Below are 17,742 nucleotides of genomic sequence, written 5' to 3'. Positions count from 1 at the left end.
AAAAAGAGGCCGCCTGAAGGCGGCCTCGTCACGCTGCAGCGAACCCGCCCGATCAGAAGAACAGGCGCACGCCGAAGGAAGCGCTGCGGCCGGGCAGCATGACGTCGTCCTTGAGGAACGAGGTATGCACGCGCGCATCCTGGTTGGTCAGGTTGTTGCCGTCCAGGAACACTTCCCATGCGGTGCTGCCCGCATCCACGTGATAGGCCAGATGCGCATCGACCAGGGTGTAGCCGGCGGTGGGCGTCTCGTTGACCGCCACCTTGTCCTGCTTCTGGTAGCGGGTGGCGCCCAGCGCAGCGCGCCAGTTGCTGGCGTCCCAGCGCAGCTGCGCGCCGTAGCGCGCCGGCGCGATGCGCGGCAGGTTGCCGCCGTCCTTCAGGCGTGCGCGCACGGTGTCGCCGAACACGCGCAGGTCCCAGGCGCCGCTGTCGTTGTCGGCCAGGTGGAAGGTGGCCTCGCCCTCGAAACCATGGAACACCGCATCGGCCTGGGTCCACTGGCGGATCGGCAGGAAATCGTTGTCCTCCTCGTGGAACCACTGGCCGCCCGTGTCGACGATGTAGATGAAGTCGTCGTAGCGGTTGTAGTAGCCGGCCACCTTGGCGTCGACCCAGTCGTTCTTGAAGATCAGGCCCAGCTCGGCCTGATTGGCCTTCTCGGTCTTCAGGTCGGGGTTGCCGATCTCGTAGGCGAGGGTGGCGATGTGCGGACCGTTGGCGAACAGTTCTTCCTCGGCCGGGGCGCGCTCGGCGTGGTCGAGGTTGGCGGTCAGGCGCCACTGCTCGTTGAAGCGGAAGCCGCCGCTCAGCGACAGGCTCTTCGGAGTGAAATCGCGGTCCACGCCGGTGTCGGTCTCGTACTTGGTCTTGTCCACGCGCGCGCCGATCTCGGCCTGCACGCGGTCCCAGGTGTTGCGCGCCAGCGCGAACACGCCGATGGCGCGGGTGTCGGTCTTCGGCACGAAGGCTTCTTCGCCGGTGGCCTGGAAGGTCGAGTCGCTGCCCTGCACGCCGACCGCGGTCTGCCAGCCGCCGCCCAGGCCGAAGGAGGCCTCGACGCGGCCTTCGTTGGCGCGCTTGTCGAACTTGGTGCCCACTTCCGCGCCTTCGAACTCGGTGTGGGTGTAGGCGGTGTGGCCGAAGCTGTAGCGCAGCGCGCTGCCGTCGCCCCACGGATCGTTCAACGCGCCCTTGAGCTCGAAGCGGTCCTGGTGCAGCTGCAGCGACACGCCGCGCTCGCCGGCGGCCGGATCGCCCGGCTCGCCCGGGTTGCCGTAGTTGTCGCGGAAGCGCGAGATCGACACGCCGACGAAGCCCCAGTCGCCGGCCAGCGAACTGCCGATCGAGCCGACCTTGGACTTGACGAACGAGTTGAGCTGCGGGCCCTGCGGCGTGTCGTAGTCCTTGAGGTTGCGGTACACGCCGTCGGCATGGATCGACAGGCCGCTGCCGTTGCCGGCATCGACGCGGAACATGTCGGTGTTGCCGCTCTTGTCGCCGCCTTCCCAGCGCGCTTCGGCACGGCCGTGCACGCCGTCGACCGGGGTCTCGGCGATGCGCCCGTCGACCACGTTGACCACGCCGCCGATCGCACCGGAGCCGTACAGCAGGGTGGACGGACCCTTCAGCACTTCGATCTGGTCGGCCAGGAACGGCTCAACGGCAGGCGAATGATCCTGGCTGACGGTGGACACGTCCTGCGAGGACAGGCCGTCGTTGAGCACCGCCACGCGCGGGCCGTCGAGGCCGCGGATGATCGGCCGGCCCACGCCGGGGCCGAAGTTGGAGCTCTGCACGCCCGGCAGGCTGGCCACGGTCTCGCCGATGCTGGCGCCGCGGTTCTCGTCCAGGCGCTCGCCGGCCAGCACGTCCACCGGCTGGCTCAGCGCACCGGCGGCATCGCGCAGCGGGCTGGCGGTGACCACCACCTGGTCCATGTCCTTCACGTGCCGGTCCTGCTTGTGGCCTGCGCCGTGGCGGCTGTCGCTGGCCGGCGGCGTGGCGTCGGTTGCGGTCGTCGCGGTGGTCGGGTCGGCGGCCAGGGCCAGCGACGGGCTCAGCAGGCCAAGCAGGGCCAGGGACAGGGCGGAACGGCGGAGCAGGACGGGATGGGGAGAGGGCATGGGCATTCCATTAGGAGGGACAGTCGGGGGCGACGTGCGCGCTGCCGGCACCGCACAGCGGCGGTGGACGGTCGGGGAAGGGGCACGGGACGCGCTGGTCGCCGGCGGCCGAATGTTATATTATTCCGTAACACTTTCAACCCGTGCCGACCGTCATGTCCTCACCGTTCGATCTGCGCGCCGCGCTCGACCGCCTCGGCGCCACCGGTTCGCTGCTGTGCGCGGTGCATTGCGCGGTGTTGCCGCTGGCGCTGGCGGTGCTGCCGTCGCTGGGCCTGGCGATGTGGCTGGGCGAGGGCGTGGAGCGCACCCTGGTACTGTTCGTGACCTGCCTGGGCTTGTTCAGCCTGGTGCTTGGCTATCGCCGGCACCGCGTGTGGCAGGCGCTGGGATTGCTCATCCTCGGCTTGCTGGCACTGTGGGCCGGGCTGCTGGTGCCGGCGCTGCACCACGCGGTGGCGCCGCACGCGGCGATCATGACCTTCGGCGGCACCCTGGTCGGACTGGCCCACCTGCTCAACCTGCGCCTGAACCACGGCCACGTGCACGACGCAAGCTGCGCCCATTGAGCGCACGTGGTAGGCTTGCCGCCCTTGCGCGAGGGCGCTGACCGCGTTGGCCTCGCCAAACCCCGTGCATCTCGCGGGGGTTTTCGCAAACACATTCAGGAGTCGATGAGCATGGGTAAGGGTGACCGCAAGACCGCCAAGGGCAAGCGCTACAACGCCAGCTACGGCAATTCGCGCTCGCACAGCGTGAGCAAGGTAGCCGTGGGCGCTGCATCGCCGGCCGCGAAGAAGTCGGTGGTCAAGGCGCCGGCGGTGAAGAAGGCCGTGGCCAAGAAGACGGTCGCCAAGGCCGGCTGAGCCAGCCACCGGTTGCGACGAAGAACGCGGCGCTTGCGCCGCGTTTTTTTATGCCTGGCGTCCATGCCTGGCGGTCGCCGTGAGGCAGAGACAGAAGGTCCTGCAGCGAGGAGGATGGAGCGGGAGGCGAACTCCCCGATCGTTCGTTCGCCGCTCAGGACACGCGGCCGCTCGTGGCGAGCCGCCGCTCAGTGCGGACGCGGCGCGCTGGGGCCGTCGTCGCGGTCGTCGTGGTCGCTGCCGGCCAGATCGGCGACCAGCGAGGTCGGCGCGTCCTCTTCGGCGGGCGGCGCGGGTGCCAGTGGCGGCGCCACCAGCAACAGCTCGGCCAGGCCGCGATAGATCGGCGTGCGGCAGACCAGCGCCGAGGCGCCGCGGGCGATCAGCACCGTCGCCAGGATCGGCAGCAGCATGTCGCTGCTGTCGGTGAGTTCCAGCGAGATCACCGCCGAGGTCAGCGGCGCCTGGGTCACCCCGGTCAGATAGGCGCACATGCCCAGCAGCACGAAGACGCGCGGGTCCACGCCCGGCATCAGCACGGCCAGGTTGTGGCCGAGCCCGGCGCCGACCGCCAGGGCCGGCGAGAACAGGCCGCCGGGGATGCCGGCCACGTAGGACACCAGGTTCGCGAGCAGCTTCATCAGGCCGAATTCGTGGCCGACGCTGGCGTGCCCCTGCACCAGGCTGCGCGCCTGCTCGTAGCCGGTGCCGAATGCGCCGGCGCCGAAGATCAGGCCCAGCAGCACCAGCGCCAGGCCGCACAGCGCGGCCAGCAGCACCGGCTGCCGGCGGCGCAGGTCGCCCAGCCAGCGTGGCCTGCCGGCGGCGCTGGCCAGCACCATGCGCGAGAAGGCGCCGCCGAGCAGGCCGGCGACCACACCGCACAGCAGGATCGCCAGCCAGGCCTTGCCCAGCGGCAGGCCGGCGGTGGCGACCCGGCCGAAGTAGGTGTAGTCGCCGAGCAAACCTAGCGAGATCACGCCGCCGACGATCACCGCGGTCAGCAGGGTGCCGGAAAAATGGTGCTCGAAGCGTCCGCTCAGTTCCTCGATGGCGAACACCACGCCGGCCAGCGGCGTGTTGAACGCGGCGGCGATGCCGGCGGCGCCGCCGGCCAGCAGGAAGTGGCTGGCCTGGCGCGCGTCGCGGAAGCCGAACCAGCGCCCGAACACGTACATCAGGCTGGCACCGACGTGCACGGTGGGGCCTTCGCGGCCGATCGAGGCGCCGCCGAACAGGGCCATGGTGGTCAGCAGCAGCTTGCCGGCGGACACGCGCAGCGACAGGTTGGACTGGCGGAAGCCGTCGTCGGGGCGTTCCAGCGCGGCGATCACCTGCGGAATGCCGCTGCCGCGGGTGGGGCGCAGCGCGCCGTTGGTCAGCCAGGCGAGCAGGGCGAACACGCCCGGGGTCAGCAGCAGCGCCCACCACGGCGAATGCGCGGTGATGCGCTGGAACACGTGGAAGGCGGCGTCGCTGGCCTTGGCGAAGACGATGGAGACCAGGGCCACCGCCACTGCGCCGCCCCACAGCACGGCGCGCTGCTTCCAGCTCTCCTGCGAGATCAGTTGGCGCAGGCGCGGTGGTTGCGCGGAGTCGGGCGAATGCATGCGGCCATTGTCGCACGCGTCGCCATGGGCGGGCGTCGCTGCGCCGCGACCGTTGTCGTGGCACTCAGGGCGGGTCACCTATCCCCGAGCATGCCGCGTTGGGTCTGGCAGGCGCGCGGCCGGCGTTGCGTGGCGCAGCGCCTGACTGGCCGTCAGGTCAAGCTGCGCGGCGCCGGCCGCGCGTTTGCCAGACCCAAGCCGAAGGGCCGCGATTGCGCGCGCCCGTGGCCGCGTCATCGCTCGGGCGTGGACGGGCGTCCACTTCCTCGCTCTTCCTTGCCACACGCACGCGCAATCGCGGCGCGGCATGCTCGGGATGGGGGACCCGTCCTAGCGCAGCGCCGGCAGCAGCGCCTGCGGATCGCCGTCGTTGGGGGCGGCGGGAATGCCGAGCAGGCGGGTCAGCAGCGGGTAGACGTCGACGTTGTCGATCGGCGCCAGGGTGACGCCCTGGCGGAACGCCGGGCCGCGGGCGACGAACACCGCGCGCATCGACGGCAGTGCCGGGTCGTAGCCGTGGGAGCCGCGCAGGCTGCGCGGCTTCTCGGCGATGCGCGCACGCGGCAGCGCATCCCAGCCCTCGTGCATCTGGCACACGATCGGCGGGATGCGCGGATTGCTGCCGTAGTGCCAGCGCGCCGGCAGTTCGCCCTTGCGCCAGCAGTCGTACTGCGGATGCGCGCCGAGCAGGCGCGCCTCGACCGCGGCCTCCTGGCCCGCGCGCGGCGCGATGCCCACCGACTGCCCGTAGCTGATCACCGTGACCTGTTGCGGCGGGACCATCTCCTCGACCGCCAGCACCTGCTTGGGCGGCACCGCGGCCATGCCGTGGTCGGAGACCAGCATCAGGTTGATCCGGTCCAGTTCGCCGCGCTGCGCCAGGCCGTCGAGCAGATGTCCGATCGCCGCATCGATGCTGGCGACGGCCTGCGCGTATTCGCGCGACTCCGGGCCGTGGTCGTGGCCGGCTTCGTCCACCTGTTCGAAGTACAGCGTCAGCAGTTGCGGACGCGGCGCGTTGGGATCGTCGAGCCAGCCCAGCACCTGGTCGACCCGCGCGTTCGGCGACATGTCGGCGTCGAAGGCCTGGCGACGGCTGGGGCGCACGCCCTGGATGGCCGCCTCGCTGCCCGGCCAGGCCCACGTCGCCGCGTGCAGGCCGGCCTTCTCGACGCCGACCCAGATCGGCTCGCCGCCCCACCAGCGGCCATCGCTGACCGCGGCGCGATCGCTGAGCTGGAACGTGCCCAGCAGCGGGTCCTGCATGCTGTTGTGGACGATGCCGTGATGGTCCGGGCGCAGGCCGGTGGCGATGGTGTAGTGGTTGGGGAAGGTCAGCGACGGATAGGAGGGCGTCATCCACTGCGCGCGCACGCCGTCGTGGACCATGCGACTCAGGTTCGGGGTGATGCCGCGATCGAGCATGTCCGCGCGCAGGCCGTCGATCGAGATCAGCAGCACCGGCGTGGGCAGTCTCGCCGGTGCGGCGGCGCCGGGTGCGGCGGCCGCGGTGGTCGCGTGCGGCGATGTGGAGGGGGCGGAGGCGCAGGCACCGAGCAGCAGGGTGGCGCAGACGAGCGTGGAGCGCAGGGCGGAGGACATCATCGCGCCATCATAGAGCGCGCACGGTGACGTGGCGAAGACAGCGCCTGCCGCGCGCGTGCATCGGTACTCGGGGCGCGCGATGCCGCAGCGCTCGCGGCGTCGCCGCCGCATGGCTGCGACGCTCAGTCGAACAGCGGGGCCATGGTGCCGGCGGCCGCGTCGCCGCCATCGCGTCGCTCCAGCGCCAGCAGCGCGGCCTTGGTCGGCAGGCCGCCACCGAAGCCGGTCAGCGCGCCGTTGGCGCCGATCACCCGATGGCAGGGCAGCACGATCGGCAGCGGGTTGCGGCCATTGGCGGCACCGACCGCGCGCACCGCACGCGGCTGGCCCACATGCTGCGCCAGTTGCGCGTAGCTCCAGGTCGCGCCGAACGGGATCTCGGCCAGCGCCAGCCACACCCGTCGCTGGAAGTCGGTGCCGTGCGGCGCCAGCGGCAGGTCAAAGTGGTCGCGCTCGCCGGCGAAGTAGGCCAGCAACTGCTCGCGCGCGGCACGCACGGGCGCCGGATCGTGGATCCAGTCGGCGCGGCCGCGGGCGTCGTAGCGGTTCTCGGGGAACAGGATGTGACGCACGCCATCGCTGCCGGCGGCGACGGTGAGAACGCCGATCGGCGTGGCGAAACGGTCGTAGTAAAGCGGGGACGCGGTCATGCGCGGGTCTCCTCGGGAGGATCGTTGGCCAGGTGCCACAGGTGCAGCACCGCGTAGGCGCGCCAGGGCCGCCAGGCCTGCGCGCGCGCCTCGCTGGCGCGTTCGCTCAGGCGTGCGCCGTCTGCGCCGAGCATGCGCTGCAGGACCAGGTCGCCGGCGGGGAAGGCGTCGGGCTGGCCGAGCGCGCGCAGGGCGATGTACTGCGCGGTCCAGGCGCCGATGCCGGGCAAGGTGATGGCGTGGGCGACGAAGTCGTCCAGGCGCTGGCCGGCACGGAACGACAGGCGGCCGTCCAACACCGCCTGCGCCAGCGCACGGATCGTCGCCGCACGCGAACGCGGCAGGCCGATGGCTTCCAGCGGCGCGTCGCGCAGCGCCTGCGGGGTCGGGAAGGCGCGGTCCAGTCCCGGCGGCTGGCCGGGCCGCACGGCGCCGTGCCGATCGACCAGGCGCGCGGCCAGGGTCGCCGCGCCCGCCACGCTGACCTGCTGGCCGAGCACCGCGCGCACCGCCACTTCGAAGCCGTCCCAGCCGCCCGGCACGCGCAGCCCGGGGCGCCACGCGATCGCGCGCGCCAGCAGCGGATCGTCGCCGAGCGTGGCATGCACCGCGCGCAGGTCGGCATCCAGGTCGAACACGCGGCGCACCCGGCGCACGATGTCGGGAATGGCGCGCGGATCGGCCGCGGCGATGTGCAGGCGCAGTTCGTGGCGCTGCGGATCGGCCTCGACACGGATGCGCGTGGAGGCCTCGCAAGGGCCGAGCACGCGCTCGTAGCTGGCCTCGCCGATGCGCTCGATGCCGGGGATCGCGCGCTTGCGCAGGAACGCCAGCATCGCCGGGAAGTCCAGTGGCGGCCGGTAGCCCAGGCGCAGCACCAGATCGCCACCGGGACTCTCGGTGCGCTGCTTGCGGATCGCCGAGGGTGGCATGCCGCAGCCGTCCAGGAACGCGGCGTTGAAGCGGCGCAGGCTGTTGAAGCCGGCCGCCAGCGCCACCTGGGTGATCGGCAAGGCGGTCTCGGTGAGCAGTTGCTTGGCCAGCAACAGGCGCCGGGTGGCGTGCACCGCCGCCGGGCTGGCGCCGAGCTGGGCCACGAACAGGCGCTGCAACTGGCGCGCGCTGATGCCCAGTTCGGCCGCCAGCGCGGCGACGCTGGCGTCCTGCAGCGCGCCCTCGGCGATCAGTGCCAGCGCCCGCCGCACGACCTCTTCGCCCAGGTGCTGCTGCGCCTCCGGCGAGAGTTCGGGGCGGCAACGCAGGCACGGCCGATAGCCGGCCGCCGCGGCCGCCGCGGCGCTGGGGTAGTAGCGCACGTTGCTGCGCTTGGGCGGCGGCGCCGGGCACACCGGCCGGCAGTAGATGCCGGTGCTGCGCACGGCGGTGAAGAACACGCCGTCGAAGCGCGCGTCGCGGGACTGGCGGGCGCGGTCGTAGAGGGCGTGGTCGGTGGCGGCGAGGGCAGGCATGGCGCCAGTCTAGTCGGCCCCGGCGCGGCGCACTGGCCGTTTTCGGACAGCAATGCCGCGGCTGTCGCGTGGCCGCGGTGCCCGCGGTTTAGGCGCAGTTGGGGAGGTTTCGTGCGGCGGCACTAGACTAGGTCCACGGGCGCCTGGCGCCTGTCTTTTTCGTATCGTGCATGGATCTCCGTTTGGCCGCTCCGTTCAGACTCTGCTGGTTGTCGCTGTGTTGCCTGGGCCTGTTGGCCTGCGGGCAGCAGCCGGCGTCGGCACCGCGGACCGTCGCCGACAGCCCGTCCGCCGATGGCGAGCACATGGTCTCGATCGGTACGCCGCCGGCACCGCCGCCGCATGCGGTCACGCCCAAGCGCGATCCGCAGGCCTGGGACGAGGCCACCCTGGAGAACGGCGAGGCCTTCATCAGCTGCGACACCGACTACGCCGCCGAGGCCGGCGACGGCCAGCCGCTGGCCGGGCTGGATCGGCCCGCCGTGGAAGCGGCGCTGGCGCCGTGCCGCGAGCGTGGACTGATGCGGGTGCGCTATGTCGGCAAGATCAACGCCGGCTTCGCCGAAATGGTGCGGCGCCTGGCCGAAGTGGCCAGGCAGACCGGCATCGGCAAGCGCGTGCTCGACCTGGATTCCAGCGGCGGCCAGGTTGAGGCGGCGATCCGCGCCGGCGATGCGATCGGCGAATCCGGCTGGACCGTGTGGGTGCGCGAAGGCTCGGTCTGCCACAGCGCCTGCGTGTTCGTGCTGGCCGCCGGCGACAACCGGCTGATCTCCGGCAAGGTCGGCATCCACCGGATGATGCGGATCAGTTCCACCGCGACCTCGCGCGCCGAGCTCAATCGCGAGCTGCAGGAGGTCTATGGCAACGTCAAGGACTACCTGGAGCGCAACGGCGTGGCGGTGGCGGTGGCCGACCTGATGATGACCGTACCCAACCGCAGCCTGCGCCTGCTCAGCAGCGACGAGCTCAAACAGTTCGGGCTCGACGGCACCAACGCGGTGCAGGACGACCTGGAGCGGATCAAGCAATTGCGCAAGTGCGGCGACGATTTCGTGCGGCGCAAGGATGCGTTCCTGGTCGCCTTCGACCAGGAGTGCAAGACCAAAAAGGACGTGGACCTGGAGAGCCTGACCGCCTGCGGCCAGGCGCTGAAGCAGCGCTTCGGGTTCCCGGACCAGGCCTGTCCGGCGGAAAGCCCGCTCTCGGAGATCGACGTGGCGACCCTGCCGCTGGCCTCGCCCGGCGCCTGAACGGGCGCTGCGGCGCATGCCGCCCATTCACGTGGCGGGCATGGACGCGGGGCTAGCGTCGCCGCATCCCATCCCGGAGCGCGCGCATGGCCGCCGGAACCCGCTTGATGCTGCGGCTGTACCTGCCCCCGGCGTTGCTGGCGTTGGGCGGTTTTGTGATCGCCGAAGTGCTGCTGCACCTCGCCAACGGCCTGCATGCGCCGTGGCTGGCGCGGACCGGTTCGCTGCTGAGCCTGTTCGGCCTGCTCGCGGCGACCGCGTGGGCGCTGTGGGCGAGTTGGCATGCCTGGCACCGCCAGCGTTACGCCGCGCCGGCCGCCGCCGCGGCAGTGGCGAGCGAGAATACGGTAGTGGCGAGCGAGGAGACGCCGTAGGGCCGCTGCGCTGGCCCGCGCAGGCCGCGTAGACTGCTGCCTTGCCACCGCCGCTGCCGAGCGATGTCCTTGTCCATTTCCGTCCCGTTCCGCCTCACGCTCGTCCTGCTGGCCCTCGTCGCTGGCGCAGCCTCCGCGCAGACCGCGCCCCCGGCATCGTCCGCGCCCGCGCTGACCACCGCCCCGCCAGCGGCACCTGCCGCACCTGCTGCCGCGCCTGCGGCGGCAACGAAACCGGCGCCGCGCCATGCCGCCGCCGCAGCACCCGCACCCGGACCGCTGGCCAAGCAGGATGCGCAGATGGCGCAGGCCGGCCTGCGCGCCGCCCAACTGGTCGACGCCGGGCGCACCGGCGAGCTGTGGGACGGCGCCTCGGCGGTGGCGAAGAAAGCGGTGACGCGCGCCGTGTTCGTGCGCGAGATCGACGCCGCGCGTGCGCGGCTGGGCGCGCTGCTCGGCCGCGGCGTCGCCAGTGTGGCGCGGGTGCAGTACGCCGCCGGCTCGCAGGTGCCACCGGGCACCTACGTCAACATCAGCTTCCCCAGCCGCTTCGCCAATGCGCCGCAGCCGGTGCGCGAGCTGGTGTCGTTGCGGCTGGACGAGGACAAGACCTGGCGCCTGGTCGGCTATCACGTGGCCATGCCCGATTGAGCGGCATGCTGCGCGCCGTCTTCCTTTCCTCTCCTCCGAGGCTCCGATGCCCATCGAAATCCGCATGCTGGCCTGGGCGATCCTGCTCGGGATCGCGCAACTGCTGCTCGCCTCCGCCTTCGTCACCGCGCAGCGCGGACTGAAGTGGAACGCCGGCGCGCGCGATGCGCCGCAACCGCCGCCGGCCGGCGTGGCCGGGCGCCTGGACCGCGCGCTGCGCAACTTCCTGGAGACCTTCCCGTTCTTCGCCGCCGCGGCGGTGGCGGTGGCGGCGCTGGGCAAGGGCGATGCGCACACCGCGCTGTCGGCGCAGATTTACCTGTGGGCGCGGGTGGCCTACGTGCCGCTGTACGCGGCGGGCGTGCCGTACGTGCGCAGCCTGGTGTGGGTGGTGTCGCTGTGGGCGATTCTGCAACTGGTGTGGGCGCTGTTCTGAGCGCCGCGGGCTGCGACCGATCGTCGCAGCGCTGATCCAGATCAAGGACGCGGTGCGCGGCGGTCGTATCCTGGCCGGGTTCGATCACGGAGTCGCCGCATGCAAGTGGATATCGCCATCGTCGGGGCCGGCCCTGCCGGCCTGTGCTTCGCCCGCTCGCTGGCCGGCAGCGGCCTGTCGCTGGCGCTGATCGAGCCGCAGCCGCGCGCGGCGCTGGCCGGGGCCGCCTTCGACGGCCGCGAAATCGCCCTGACCCATGCCTCGCGGGCGTTGCTGGACCAGTTGGACCTGTGGGCGCGGATCGACCCGCAGGCGATCGCGCCGCTGCGCGATGCGCGGGTGATGAACGGCTCCTCGCCGTTCGCGCTGACCTTCGCGGCGGGCGAGGGTGGCCGTGGCGATCTCGGCTGGCTGGTGCCCAATCACCTGATCCGCCGCGCTGCGTTCGCCGCGGTGCAGGACCAGCCCGGTCTGAGCCTGCTCGACGGTGTCTCGGTGCAGGCGCTGCGTCGCGACGCGCGCCAGGCGCAGTTGCAGCTCTCCGACGGGCGCAGCGTGGCGGCGCGTCTGGTGGTCGCCGCCGACAGCCGCTTCTCCAGTACCCGGCGCATGAGCGGGATCGGCGCGCAGCTGCGCGATTTCGGCCGTACCATGCTGGTGTGCCGGGTGCGCCACGAGCGCCCCCACCATCAGACCGCCTGGGAGTGGTTCGGCTACGGCCGGACCATGGCGTTGTTGCCGCTGCACGGCAACGAGGCCTCGGCGGTGCTGACCCTGCCGCCGGAACGCGCGCAGGCGCTGCTGCAGATGGACGAGGCGGCGTTGGGGGCGGAGATCAGTACCTGCTTCGAGCACCGCCTGGGCGCGATGACGCCGCTGGTGCGGCCGCAGGCGTACCCGTTGGTGGCCGTCTATGCGCAACGCTTCGTCGCCGAGCGCTATGCCTTGATCGGCGACGCCGCGGTAGGCATGCATCCGGTGACCGCGCATGGGTTCAACTTCGGCCTGCAGAGCCAGGCGCGACTGGCGCGTGCGCTGCACGACGCGGTGGCGCGCGGCGGCGACATCGCTGCGCCTGCGCTGCTGGCCGGCTACCAGCGCGGGCACCGCCTGGCCACGCGGCCGCTGTACGAAGCGACCAACGCGATTGCCGCGCTGTACACCGACGACCGCCTGCCGGCGCGCGCCCTGCGCAGCGCCGCGCTGCGCGTGGCCGACCGGGTCGCGCCGTTCAAGCGCGCGATCGCGGCGCACCTGACCCAGCGCGTGGCGGCCGTGGCGCGCTGAAGTGTGTGCGCGGCGGCGATTCCGTTGATGCGACCTCGGCCTGGCCTTTGCCGAGAAGGGTATGAACCGCTTGCTTGTCGCTTGTCGTAGGAGCGGCTTCAGCCGCGATGGGGCTTTCGCCTTTGCAATCCGGTCGCGGTTGAAGCCGCTCCTACACGGGGGCGATACGCCGCAGGCGACGCTTTGGCGAATCCCCCATCCCCAATCCCGATTCCCTGCATCACCTCGTCGCGGCTGAAACCGCTCCTACAAGGTGTGCGGGCAGAGGGCGCGGCGATGGCGAGGAGGGCGCAGGGCTGTCATCCCAGTGCGGGACGCATGGCGAAGCGACCACAAAGAGCGCATGGCATCAGTCAGATGGAAGGGGCGCCCGGGACGGAAGGAAAGCACCCGGTGCAGCAGAGATCCTAATTGGCGTCGATGCGCCGCTGTTCCGCCCCGGCGACAAGCGTGGCGAGGGCGCTCTGCAGGTCGCCGCTGCGCAGCGCCGCTTCGATCGGGGCGATGGCCCAGGCGCAGCCGGCGTGGCGCAGGTGCTGGCGCCAGTCGCCGGTCCAGGCCTCCAGTTCGTCCAGCGCCAGGGAGATGGAACCGCCGCGCTCCGCATGGCCGCCGCGGATGGACTGGCCCAGGCGGAACGGCTGCGCTGCGTCGGGGTCGAGCTGCGCGATGTACACGTCGTGGTGCGGATCTTGCGCAGACGGCGCGATGTTGCGGATGCCGAGCGTGATCAGCATCGTGCGGGGATCCGCGCTGTCCGGCGCCACCGGCCGGCGAGTGGCAGGCCAGGGGCGCCGATGGCGGTCATGCCTTGCCGAGCACCTGCACCTGCACCTGCACGTCGCCCAGCTCCACCACCTGGCCCGCGCGCACCTTGCAGGCCTTGCGCAGTTCGACCTCGCCATCCACGCGCACCTGGCCTTCGCTGATCACGGCCTTGGCCGCGCCGCCGCTGTCGCACAGGCCGGTCAGTTTCAACAGGTGCTTGAGTTCCACGTAGTCGCTTTCTAGCTGGAGATCGATGGTCTGCATTGGGGGCTTGCTCGGAAATCGGCGCCCATTGTCGGTCATTCGCGGGCAAAACGCCCGCCATGTCGGCGGCTGGGGGCTGTCGCCGTCGCCGCGGCCTGCGGCGGCGCGCCTGCCAGAGGCGGCCGCGGTGGCCGGCATCCGGCAGTGCGGAGAGGGTCACGCCTGAACGGTGTCGTTCACCTGGTTTCGACATGCGGCCCGGCAGGGCGCACAATAGGGGCTTCTTTGCGCCTGCCGGTTCTCTGCGGCGCCCCCGGAGTCTCCCATGTCCCAAGATACCCCCGCGCCGCTGCTGTTCGCAGATCTCGGCCTCTCCCCTGCTGTGATGAAAGCCGTCGCCGACGTCGGCTACGAGTCGCCGTCGCCGATCCAGGCCGCCACCATCCCGGCGCTGCTGACCGGCCGCGACCTGCTCGGCCAGGCGCAGACCGGCACCGGCAAGACCGCCGCGTTCGCGCTGCCGATCCTCTCGCGGCTGGATTTCGCCCAGCGCAAGCCGCAGGCGCTGGTGCTGGCGCCCACGCGCGAACTGGCGATCCAGGTGGCCGAGGCGTTTCACCGCTACGCCGCGGCGATCCCCGGCTTCCAGGTGCTGCCGGTGTACGGCGGCCAGCCCTACGTGCAGCAGCTGTCGGCGCTCAAGCGCGGCGTGCACGTGGTGGTGGGCACCCCGGGGCGGGTGATCGACCACCTGGACCGCGGCACCCTGGACCTGTCCGAGCTGAAGACGCTGGTGCTCGACGAAGCCGACGAGATGCTGCGCATGGGCTTCATCGACGACGTCGAGGCGGTGCTGAAGAAGCTGCCGGAATCGCGCCAGGTGGCGCTGTTCTCGGCGACCATGCCGCCGGCGATCAAGCGCATCGCGCAGACCTATCTGAACGACCCGGCCGAGGTGATCATCGCCTCCAAGACCACCACCTCGGCCAACATCCGCCAGCGTTACTGGGCGGTGAGCGGGCTGCACAAGCTCGACGCGCTGACCCGGATCCTGGAGGTCGAGCCGTTCGACGCGATGATCATCTTCGCCCGCACCAAGGCCGGCACCGATGAGCTGGCGCAGAAGCTGCAGGCGCGCGGCCTGGCCGCGGCGGCGATCAACGGCGACATCCAGCAGGCGCAGCGCGAGCGGGTGATCCAGCAGCTCAAGGACGGCAAGCTCGACGTCCTGGTCGCCACCGACGTGGCCGCGCGCGGCCTGGACGTGGAGCGGATCAGCCACGTGTTGAACTACGACATCCCCTACGACACCGAAAGCTATGTGCACCGCATCGGCCGCACCGGCCGGGCCGGGCGCAGCGGCGAGGCGATCCTGTTCGTCAGCCCGCGCGAGCGCGGCATGCTGCGCGCGATCGAGCGCGCCACTCGCCAGCCGATCGAGGAAATGCAGCTGCCCAGCGTCGACGCGGTCAACGACCAGCGCGTGAGCCGCTTCATGGAGAAGATCAGCGAGACCATCGCCAGCGGCGGCATCGACATGTACCGCGATCTGCTGCAGAAGTTCGAGGCCGAGAAGAACGTGCCGATGGTGGAAGTGGCCGCGGCGTTGGCGCGCCTGCTGCAGGGCGAGACGCCGCTGCTGCTGGCCCCGGACCGTCCGCGTCCGCCGCAGGGCGAGCGTTTCGAGCGCCGCGAGCGGCCCGAGCGTGGCGAGCGTCCGGACCGTCCCCGGTTCGAGCCGAAGTTCGAGCGCGAGCCGCGTGCGCCGCGTCGCGACGACGGCGAGCGTCCGGCGCGTCCGGCCCCGGCCGCGCGTGGCGAGGATTTCGACTACCACCGCGACGTCGGCAGCTTCGAGGCGCCGCGCCGCGACAAGGCGCCGAAAGCGCCGCGCGGCGCGCCGGAAGTGGGCATGGAGACCTACCGCATCGAGGTCGGCCACCAGCATGGGGTCAAGCCGGCCAACATCGTCGGCGCGATCGCCAACGAAGCCGGGCTGGAGAGCAAGTACATCGGCCGCATCGACATCCACGACGACCATTCGGTGCTGGACCTGCCGGCGGACATGCCGCGCGAATTGCTGACGCACCTGAAGAAGGTCTGGGTGTCCGGCCAGCAACTGCAGATGCGCAAGCTCGAGGGCGACGATGCCGACAGCGCGCCGTTCAAGCCGAAGTTCGCCCGTACCGGCAAGCCCGGCGGCAAGCCCAACGCCGCCGGCCCGCGCCCGGCCGGCCGCTTCGCCGCCGACCGGCCGCCGCGCAAGGGGCCGCCGAAGCGCTGAGAGGCTGGGATTGGGGAGTCGGGATTGGGGATTGGTGGCAGCGTCCCCGGTTCTGATGTCTCCAGTGCCGTTGGGCACGCGGTCGCTTCTGTGTCGTAACGCAGCAGCGAGCCGTGGACGGATGGGGAGTGTCCCCCTGTCCTGCATTGCCTGGCTCCCCGTAGCGTCGCCGCACACGATCGCCCGCTTTAGCGAATCCCCAATTCCCAATCCCGAATCCCCGCCCCATGTCCGTCCGCCTCAACAAGCACATCGCCGAGACCGGTTTTTGCTCGCGCCGGGAGGCCGATCGGCTGATCGCCGCGCGCCGGGTCACCGTCAACGGCCAGCCGGGCGGGGTCGGTTCGGTGGTGGGCGAGGGCGACGAGGTCAAGGTCGACGGGCAGCCGCTGCGCGCGCGCGCCAAGGCCAAGAGCGGGCGCCGCCACGTCTACATCGCGCTGAACAAGCCGGTCGGGGTGACCTGCACCACCGAGAGCGCGGTCAAGGGCAACATCGTCGACTTCGTCGGCCACGAGCAGCGCATCTTCCCGATCGGGCGCCTGGACAAGGAGTCCGAGGGGCTGATCCTGATGACCAGCAACGGCGACATCGTCAACGAGATCCTGCGTGCAGAGAACCGCCATCAGAAGGAATACCTGGTGGCGGTGAACAAGCCGGTCACCGACGAATTCCTGCGCGGCATGGCGCGCGGCGTGCGCGTGCACGACCAGATGACGCTGCCGTGCCGCACCGCGCGGATCGCCAAGTTCGGCTTCCGCATCGTGCTGGAGCAGGGGCTCAACCGGCAGATCCGGCTGATGGCCGCGGCCTTCGACTACCGGGTCACCCAGTTGCGCCGTGTGCGCATCGACAACATCAAGCTCGGCGCGCTGAAGCCGGGCCAGTGGCGCAATCTCACCGAACAGGAACTGCGCGGCCTGCTGCCGCAGCGCCAGGAGTGGTAACCACGTCGCAGTGTCGGCGGTCGGCCGCCGCCGCGCGGCCCAACCGTACAGGCGGCGCGCCCGCCAGGGCTGGCGTCCGCCGCGGATTTGGCCATACTGCGCAACGCGAACCATCGCCGCCGCCGGGTATTCCGTGATCAAGCCCCGCAAGCCCGACAACGAAGCCGCACGCCTGCAGGCGTTGCACGCATTGCAGATCCTCGACACCGAACCGGAAGCGTCTTACGACGATCTGGTCGGCATCGCCGCCAAGTTGTGCGACACGCCCTCGGCGCTGATCTCGCTGGTGGACGACGAGCGCCAGTGGCTGAAGGCGCAGCGCAATGTCTGCCTGCTGAGCACCGCACGCGACGAGTCGTTCTGCGGCCACACCATCCTGACCCCCGAGCAGGTGATGGTGGTCGCCGATGCCACCGCCGATGCGCGCTTCCAGCACAACCCGCTGGTCACCGAGGGCGGGGTGCGCTTCTACGCCGGCGCGCCGCTGCTGACCCGCGATGGCTTGCCGGTGGGCACCGTCTGCGTCCTCGACAACCGCCCGCGCACCCTGCAGCCGGAACAACTGGCGGCGCTGCAGGCGCTGTCGCGGCAGGTGATGCAACTGATCGAACTGCGCCGCAGCAGCCATGCGCTGGCGCTGCAGTTGCGCGAACGTGCCTGGTACGAGCAACAGCTGCTGCAGTACCAGGAATCGCTGGAATCGCTCAACGCCGAACTGCTGGAACAGGCGCGCACCGATCCGCTGACCGGCCTGCTCAACCGCCGCGCCTTCGCCACCGCGTTGATGATCCACGCCGAGGCGGCGCAGCCGGGTTCGGCGCCGCTCAGCGTGGCGATCCTGGATCTGGACTACTTCAAGAGCGTCAACGACCTGCATGGTCACGACAAGGGCGATGAGGCGCTGCTGGCGCTGGCCGACATGCTGCGCGCGCGCCTGCCGCCCGAGAGCGTCGTGGCGCGCTACGGCGGCGGCGAGTTCGCGCTGTTGCTGCCGGGGATGGACGCGGCGCAGGCCATGCGCGCCTGCGAGCGCCTGCGCCAGGACACCAGCCTGCTGCAGCTCGGCGTGTCGCTCACCGCCAGCATCGGCGTGGCCACGTTGCAGGGCCGCGAGAGCGCCGAGGACCTGCTCAAGCGCGCCGACCAGGGCCTGTATCAGGCCAAGCGTGCCGGCCGCGACTGCGTGTCGCTGGCGGCGTAGGCACGCCACTTC

17 protein-coding genes are annotated in these 17,742 nt (G+C 71.3%); 10 read left to right on the top strand and 7 right to left on the bottom strand.

Features of this window, described 5'->3' with window-relative positions:
* Positions 1-52 precede the first annotated feature (52 nt).
* Positions 53-2,125 carry a TonB-dependent receptor gene (locus PIQ37_RS15940; RefSeq protein WP_342074196.1) on the bottom strand — a complete coding sequence of 691 codons (2,073 nt, stop codon included), beginning with the start codon at positions 2,123-2,125 and terminating at the stop codon, positions 53-55.
* Between the two features lie 155 nt (positions 2,126-2,280).
* Here PIQ37_RS15940 and PIQ37_RS15935 point away from each other — a divergent pair, with 155 nt between their 5' ends.
* A complete protein-coding gene (locus PIQ37_RS15935; RefSeq protein ID WP_019801916.1) occupies positions 2,281-2,694 on the top strand; it encodes a MerC domain-containing protein in 414 nt (137 codons plus the stop codon).
* A gap of 111 nt (positions 2,695-2,805) precedes the next feature.
* Positions 2,806-2,991 (top strand): 30S ribosomal protein THX, encoded by a 186-nt coding sequence (locus PIQ37_RS15930; RefSeq protein ID WP_017911843.1) that lies wholly within the window; start codon positions 2,806-2,808, stop codon positions 2,989-2,991.
* 188 nt (positions 2,992-3,179) lie between these two features.
* On the opposite strand, the gene PIQ37_RS15925 is transcribed toward PIQ37_RS15930, so the two are convergent.
* The 4 genes from PIQ37_RS15925 to PIQ37_RS15910 form a co-directional block, all read right to left on the bottom strand.
* Positions 3,180-4,601 (bottom strand): chloride channel protein, encoded by a 1,422-nt coding sequence (locus tag PIQ37_RS15925; protein WP_342074195.1) that lies wholly within the window; start codon positions 4,599-4,601, stop codon positions 3,180-3,182.
* A 330-nt stretch (positions 4,602-4,931) separates the two neighbouring features.
* Positions 4,932-6,206, bottom strand: coding sequence for an alkaline phosphatase family protein (locus PIQ37_RS15920; RefSeq protein ID WP_342074194.1), 1,275 nt, complete (start codon positions 6,204-6,206; stop codon positions 4,932-4,934).
* Between the two features lie 122 nt (positions 6,207-6,328).
* On the bottom strand, positions 6,329-6,856 hold the full coding sequence (locus PIQ37_RS15915) for a methylated-DNA--[protein]-cysteine S-methyltransferase (protein ID WP_342074193.1): 528 nt from the start codon (positions 6,854-6,856) through the stop codon (positions 6,329-6,331).
* Complete coding sequence (locus PIQ37_RS15910) at positions 6,853-8,325, bottom strand: DNA-3-methyladenine glycosylase 2 family protein (RefSeq protein WP_342074192.1); 1,473 nt, start codon at positions 8,323-8,325, stop codon at positions 6,853-6,855. Before PIQ37_RS15910 ends, PIQ37_RS15915 begins: the two co-directional genes overlap by 4 nt.
* A gap of 209 nt (positions 8,326-8,534) precedes the next feature.
* Here PIQ37_RS15910 and PIQ37_RS15905 point away from each other — a divergent pair, with 209 nt between their 5' ends.
* The 5 genes from PIQ37_RS15905 (at position 8,535) to ubiM (ending at position 12,326) form a co-directional block, all read left to right on the top strand.
* The gene (locus PIQ37_RS15905; protein WP_342074233.1) at positions 8,535-9,578 is read left to right on the top strand and encodes a COG3904 family protein; all 1,044 of its coding nucleotides are present in this window, start codon (positions 8,535-8,537) and stop codon (positions 9,576-9,578) included.
* A gap of 86 nt (positions 9,579-9,664) precedes the next feature.
* Positions 9,665-9,952: a hypothetical protein gene (locus tag PIQ37_RS15900; RefSeq protein WP_342074191.1), complete on the top strand. Its 288-nt coding sequence runs from the start codon at positions 9,665-9,667 to the stop codon at positions 9,950-9,952.
* 69 nt (positions 9,953-10,021) lie between these two features.
* Entirely contained in the window at positions 10,022-10,603 is a 582-nt protein-coding gene (locus PIQ37_RS15895) for a DUF4019 domain-containing protein (RefSeq protein WP_342074190.1), read from the top strand.
* A gap of 46 nt (positions 10,604-10,649) precedes the next feature.
* A complete protein-coding gene (locus PIQ37_RS15890) occupies positions 10,650-11,039 on the top strand; it encodes an MAPEG family protein (protein ID WP_026143987.1) in 390 nt (129 codons plus the stop codon).
* A 99-nt stretch (positions 11,040-11,138) separates the two neighbouring features.
* The gene (gene ubiM / locus PIQ37_RS15885; RefSeq protein WP_342074189.1) at positions 11,139-12,326 is read left to right on the top strand and encodes a 5-demethoxyubiquinol-8 5-hydroxylase UbiM; all 1,188 of its coding nucleotides are present in this window, start codon (positions 11,139-11,141) and stop codon (positions 12,324-12,326) included.
* Positions 12,327-12,733: 407 nt separating this feature from the next.
* On the opposite strand, the gene PIQ37_RS15880 is transcribed toward ubiM, so the two are convergent.
* Positions 12,734-13,063, bottom strand: coding sequence for a hypothetical protein (locus tag PIQ37_RS15880; protein ID WP_342074188.1), 330 nt, complete (start codon positions 13,061-13,063; stop codon positions 12,734-12,736).
* 67 nt (positions 13,064-13,130) lie between these two features.
* Entirely contained in the window at positions 13,131-13,358 is a 228-nt protein-coding gene (locus PIQ37_RS15875) for an RNA-binding S4 domain-containing protein (protein ID WP_342074187.1), read from the bottom strand.
* 265 nt (positions 13,359-13,623) lie between these two features.
* Here PIQ37_RS15875 and PIQ37_RS15870 point away from each other — a divergent pair, with 265 nt between their 5' ends.
* From PIQ37_RS15870 to PIQ37_RS15860, 3 genes are all read left to right on the top strand, one after another.
* Positions 13,624-15,582: a DEAD/DEAH box helicase gene (locus PIQ37_RS15870; protein ID WP_342074186.1), complete on the top strand. Its 1,959-nt coding sequence runs from the start codon at positions 13,624-13,626 to the stop codon at positions 15,580-15,582.
* A 227-nt stretch (positions 15,583-15,809) separates the two neighbouring features.
* Positions 15,810-16,529, top strand: coding sequence for a pseudouridine synthase (locus PIQ37_RS15865; RefSeq protein ID WP_010343505.1), 720 nt, complete (start codon positions 15,810-15,812; stop codon positions 16,527-16,529).
* Between the two features lie 133 nt (positions 16,530-16,662).
* Positions 16,663-17,730 carry a GGDEF domain-containing protein gene (locus tag PIQ37_RS15860; RefSeq protein WP_017909939.1) on the top strand — a complete coding sequence of 356 codons (1,068 nt, stop codon included), beginning with the start codon at positions 16,663-16,665 and terminating at the stop codon, positions 17,728-17,730.
* Positions 17,731-17,742: the final 12 nt, after the last annotated feature.

Source organism: Xanthomonas protegens, from assembly GCF_038442435.1.
In the GTDB taxonomy this organism is placed as follows: Bacteria; Pseudomonadota; Gammaproteobacteria; order Xanthomonadales; family Xanthomonadaceae; genus Xanthomonas_A; species Xanthomonas_A sontii.
This window is presented reverse-complemented; position numbering and strand designations above follow the sequence as displayed.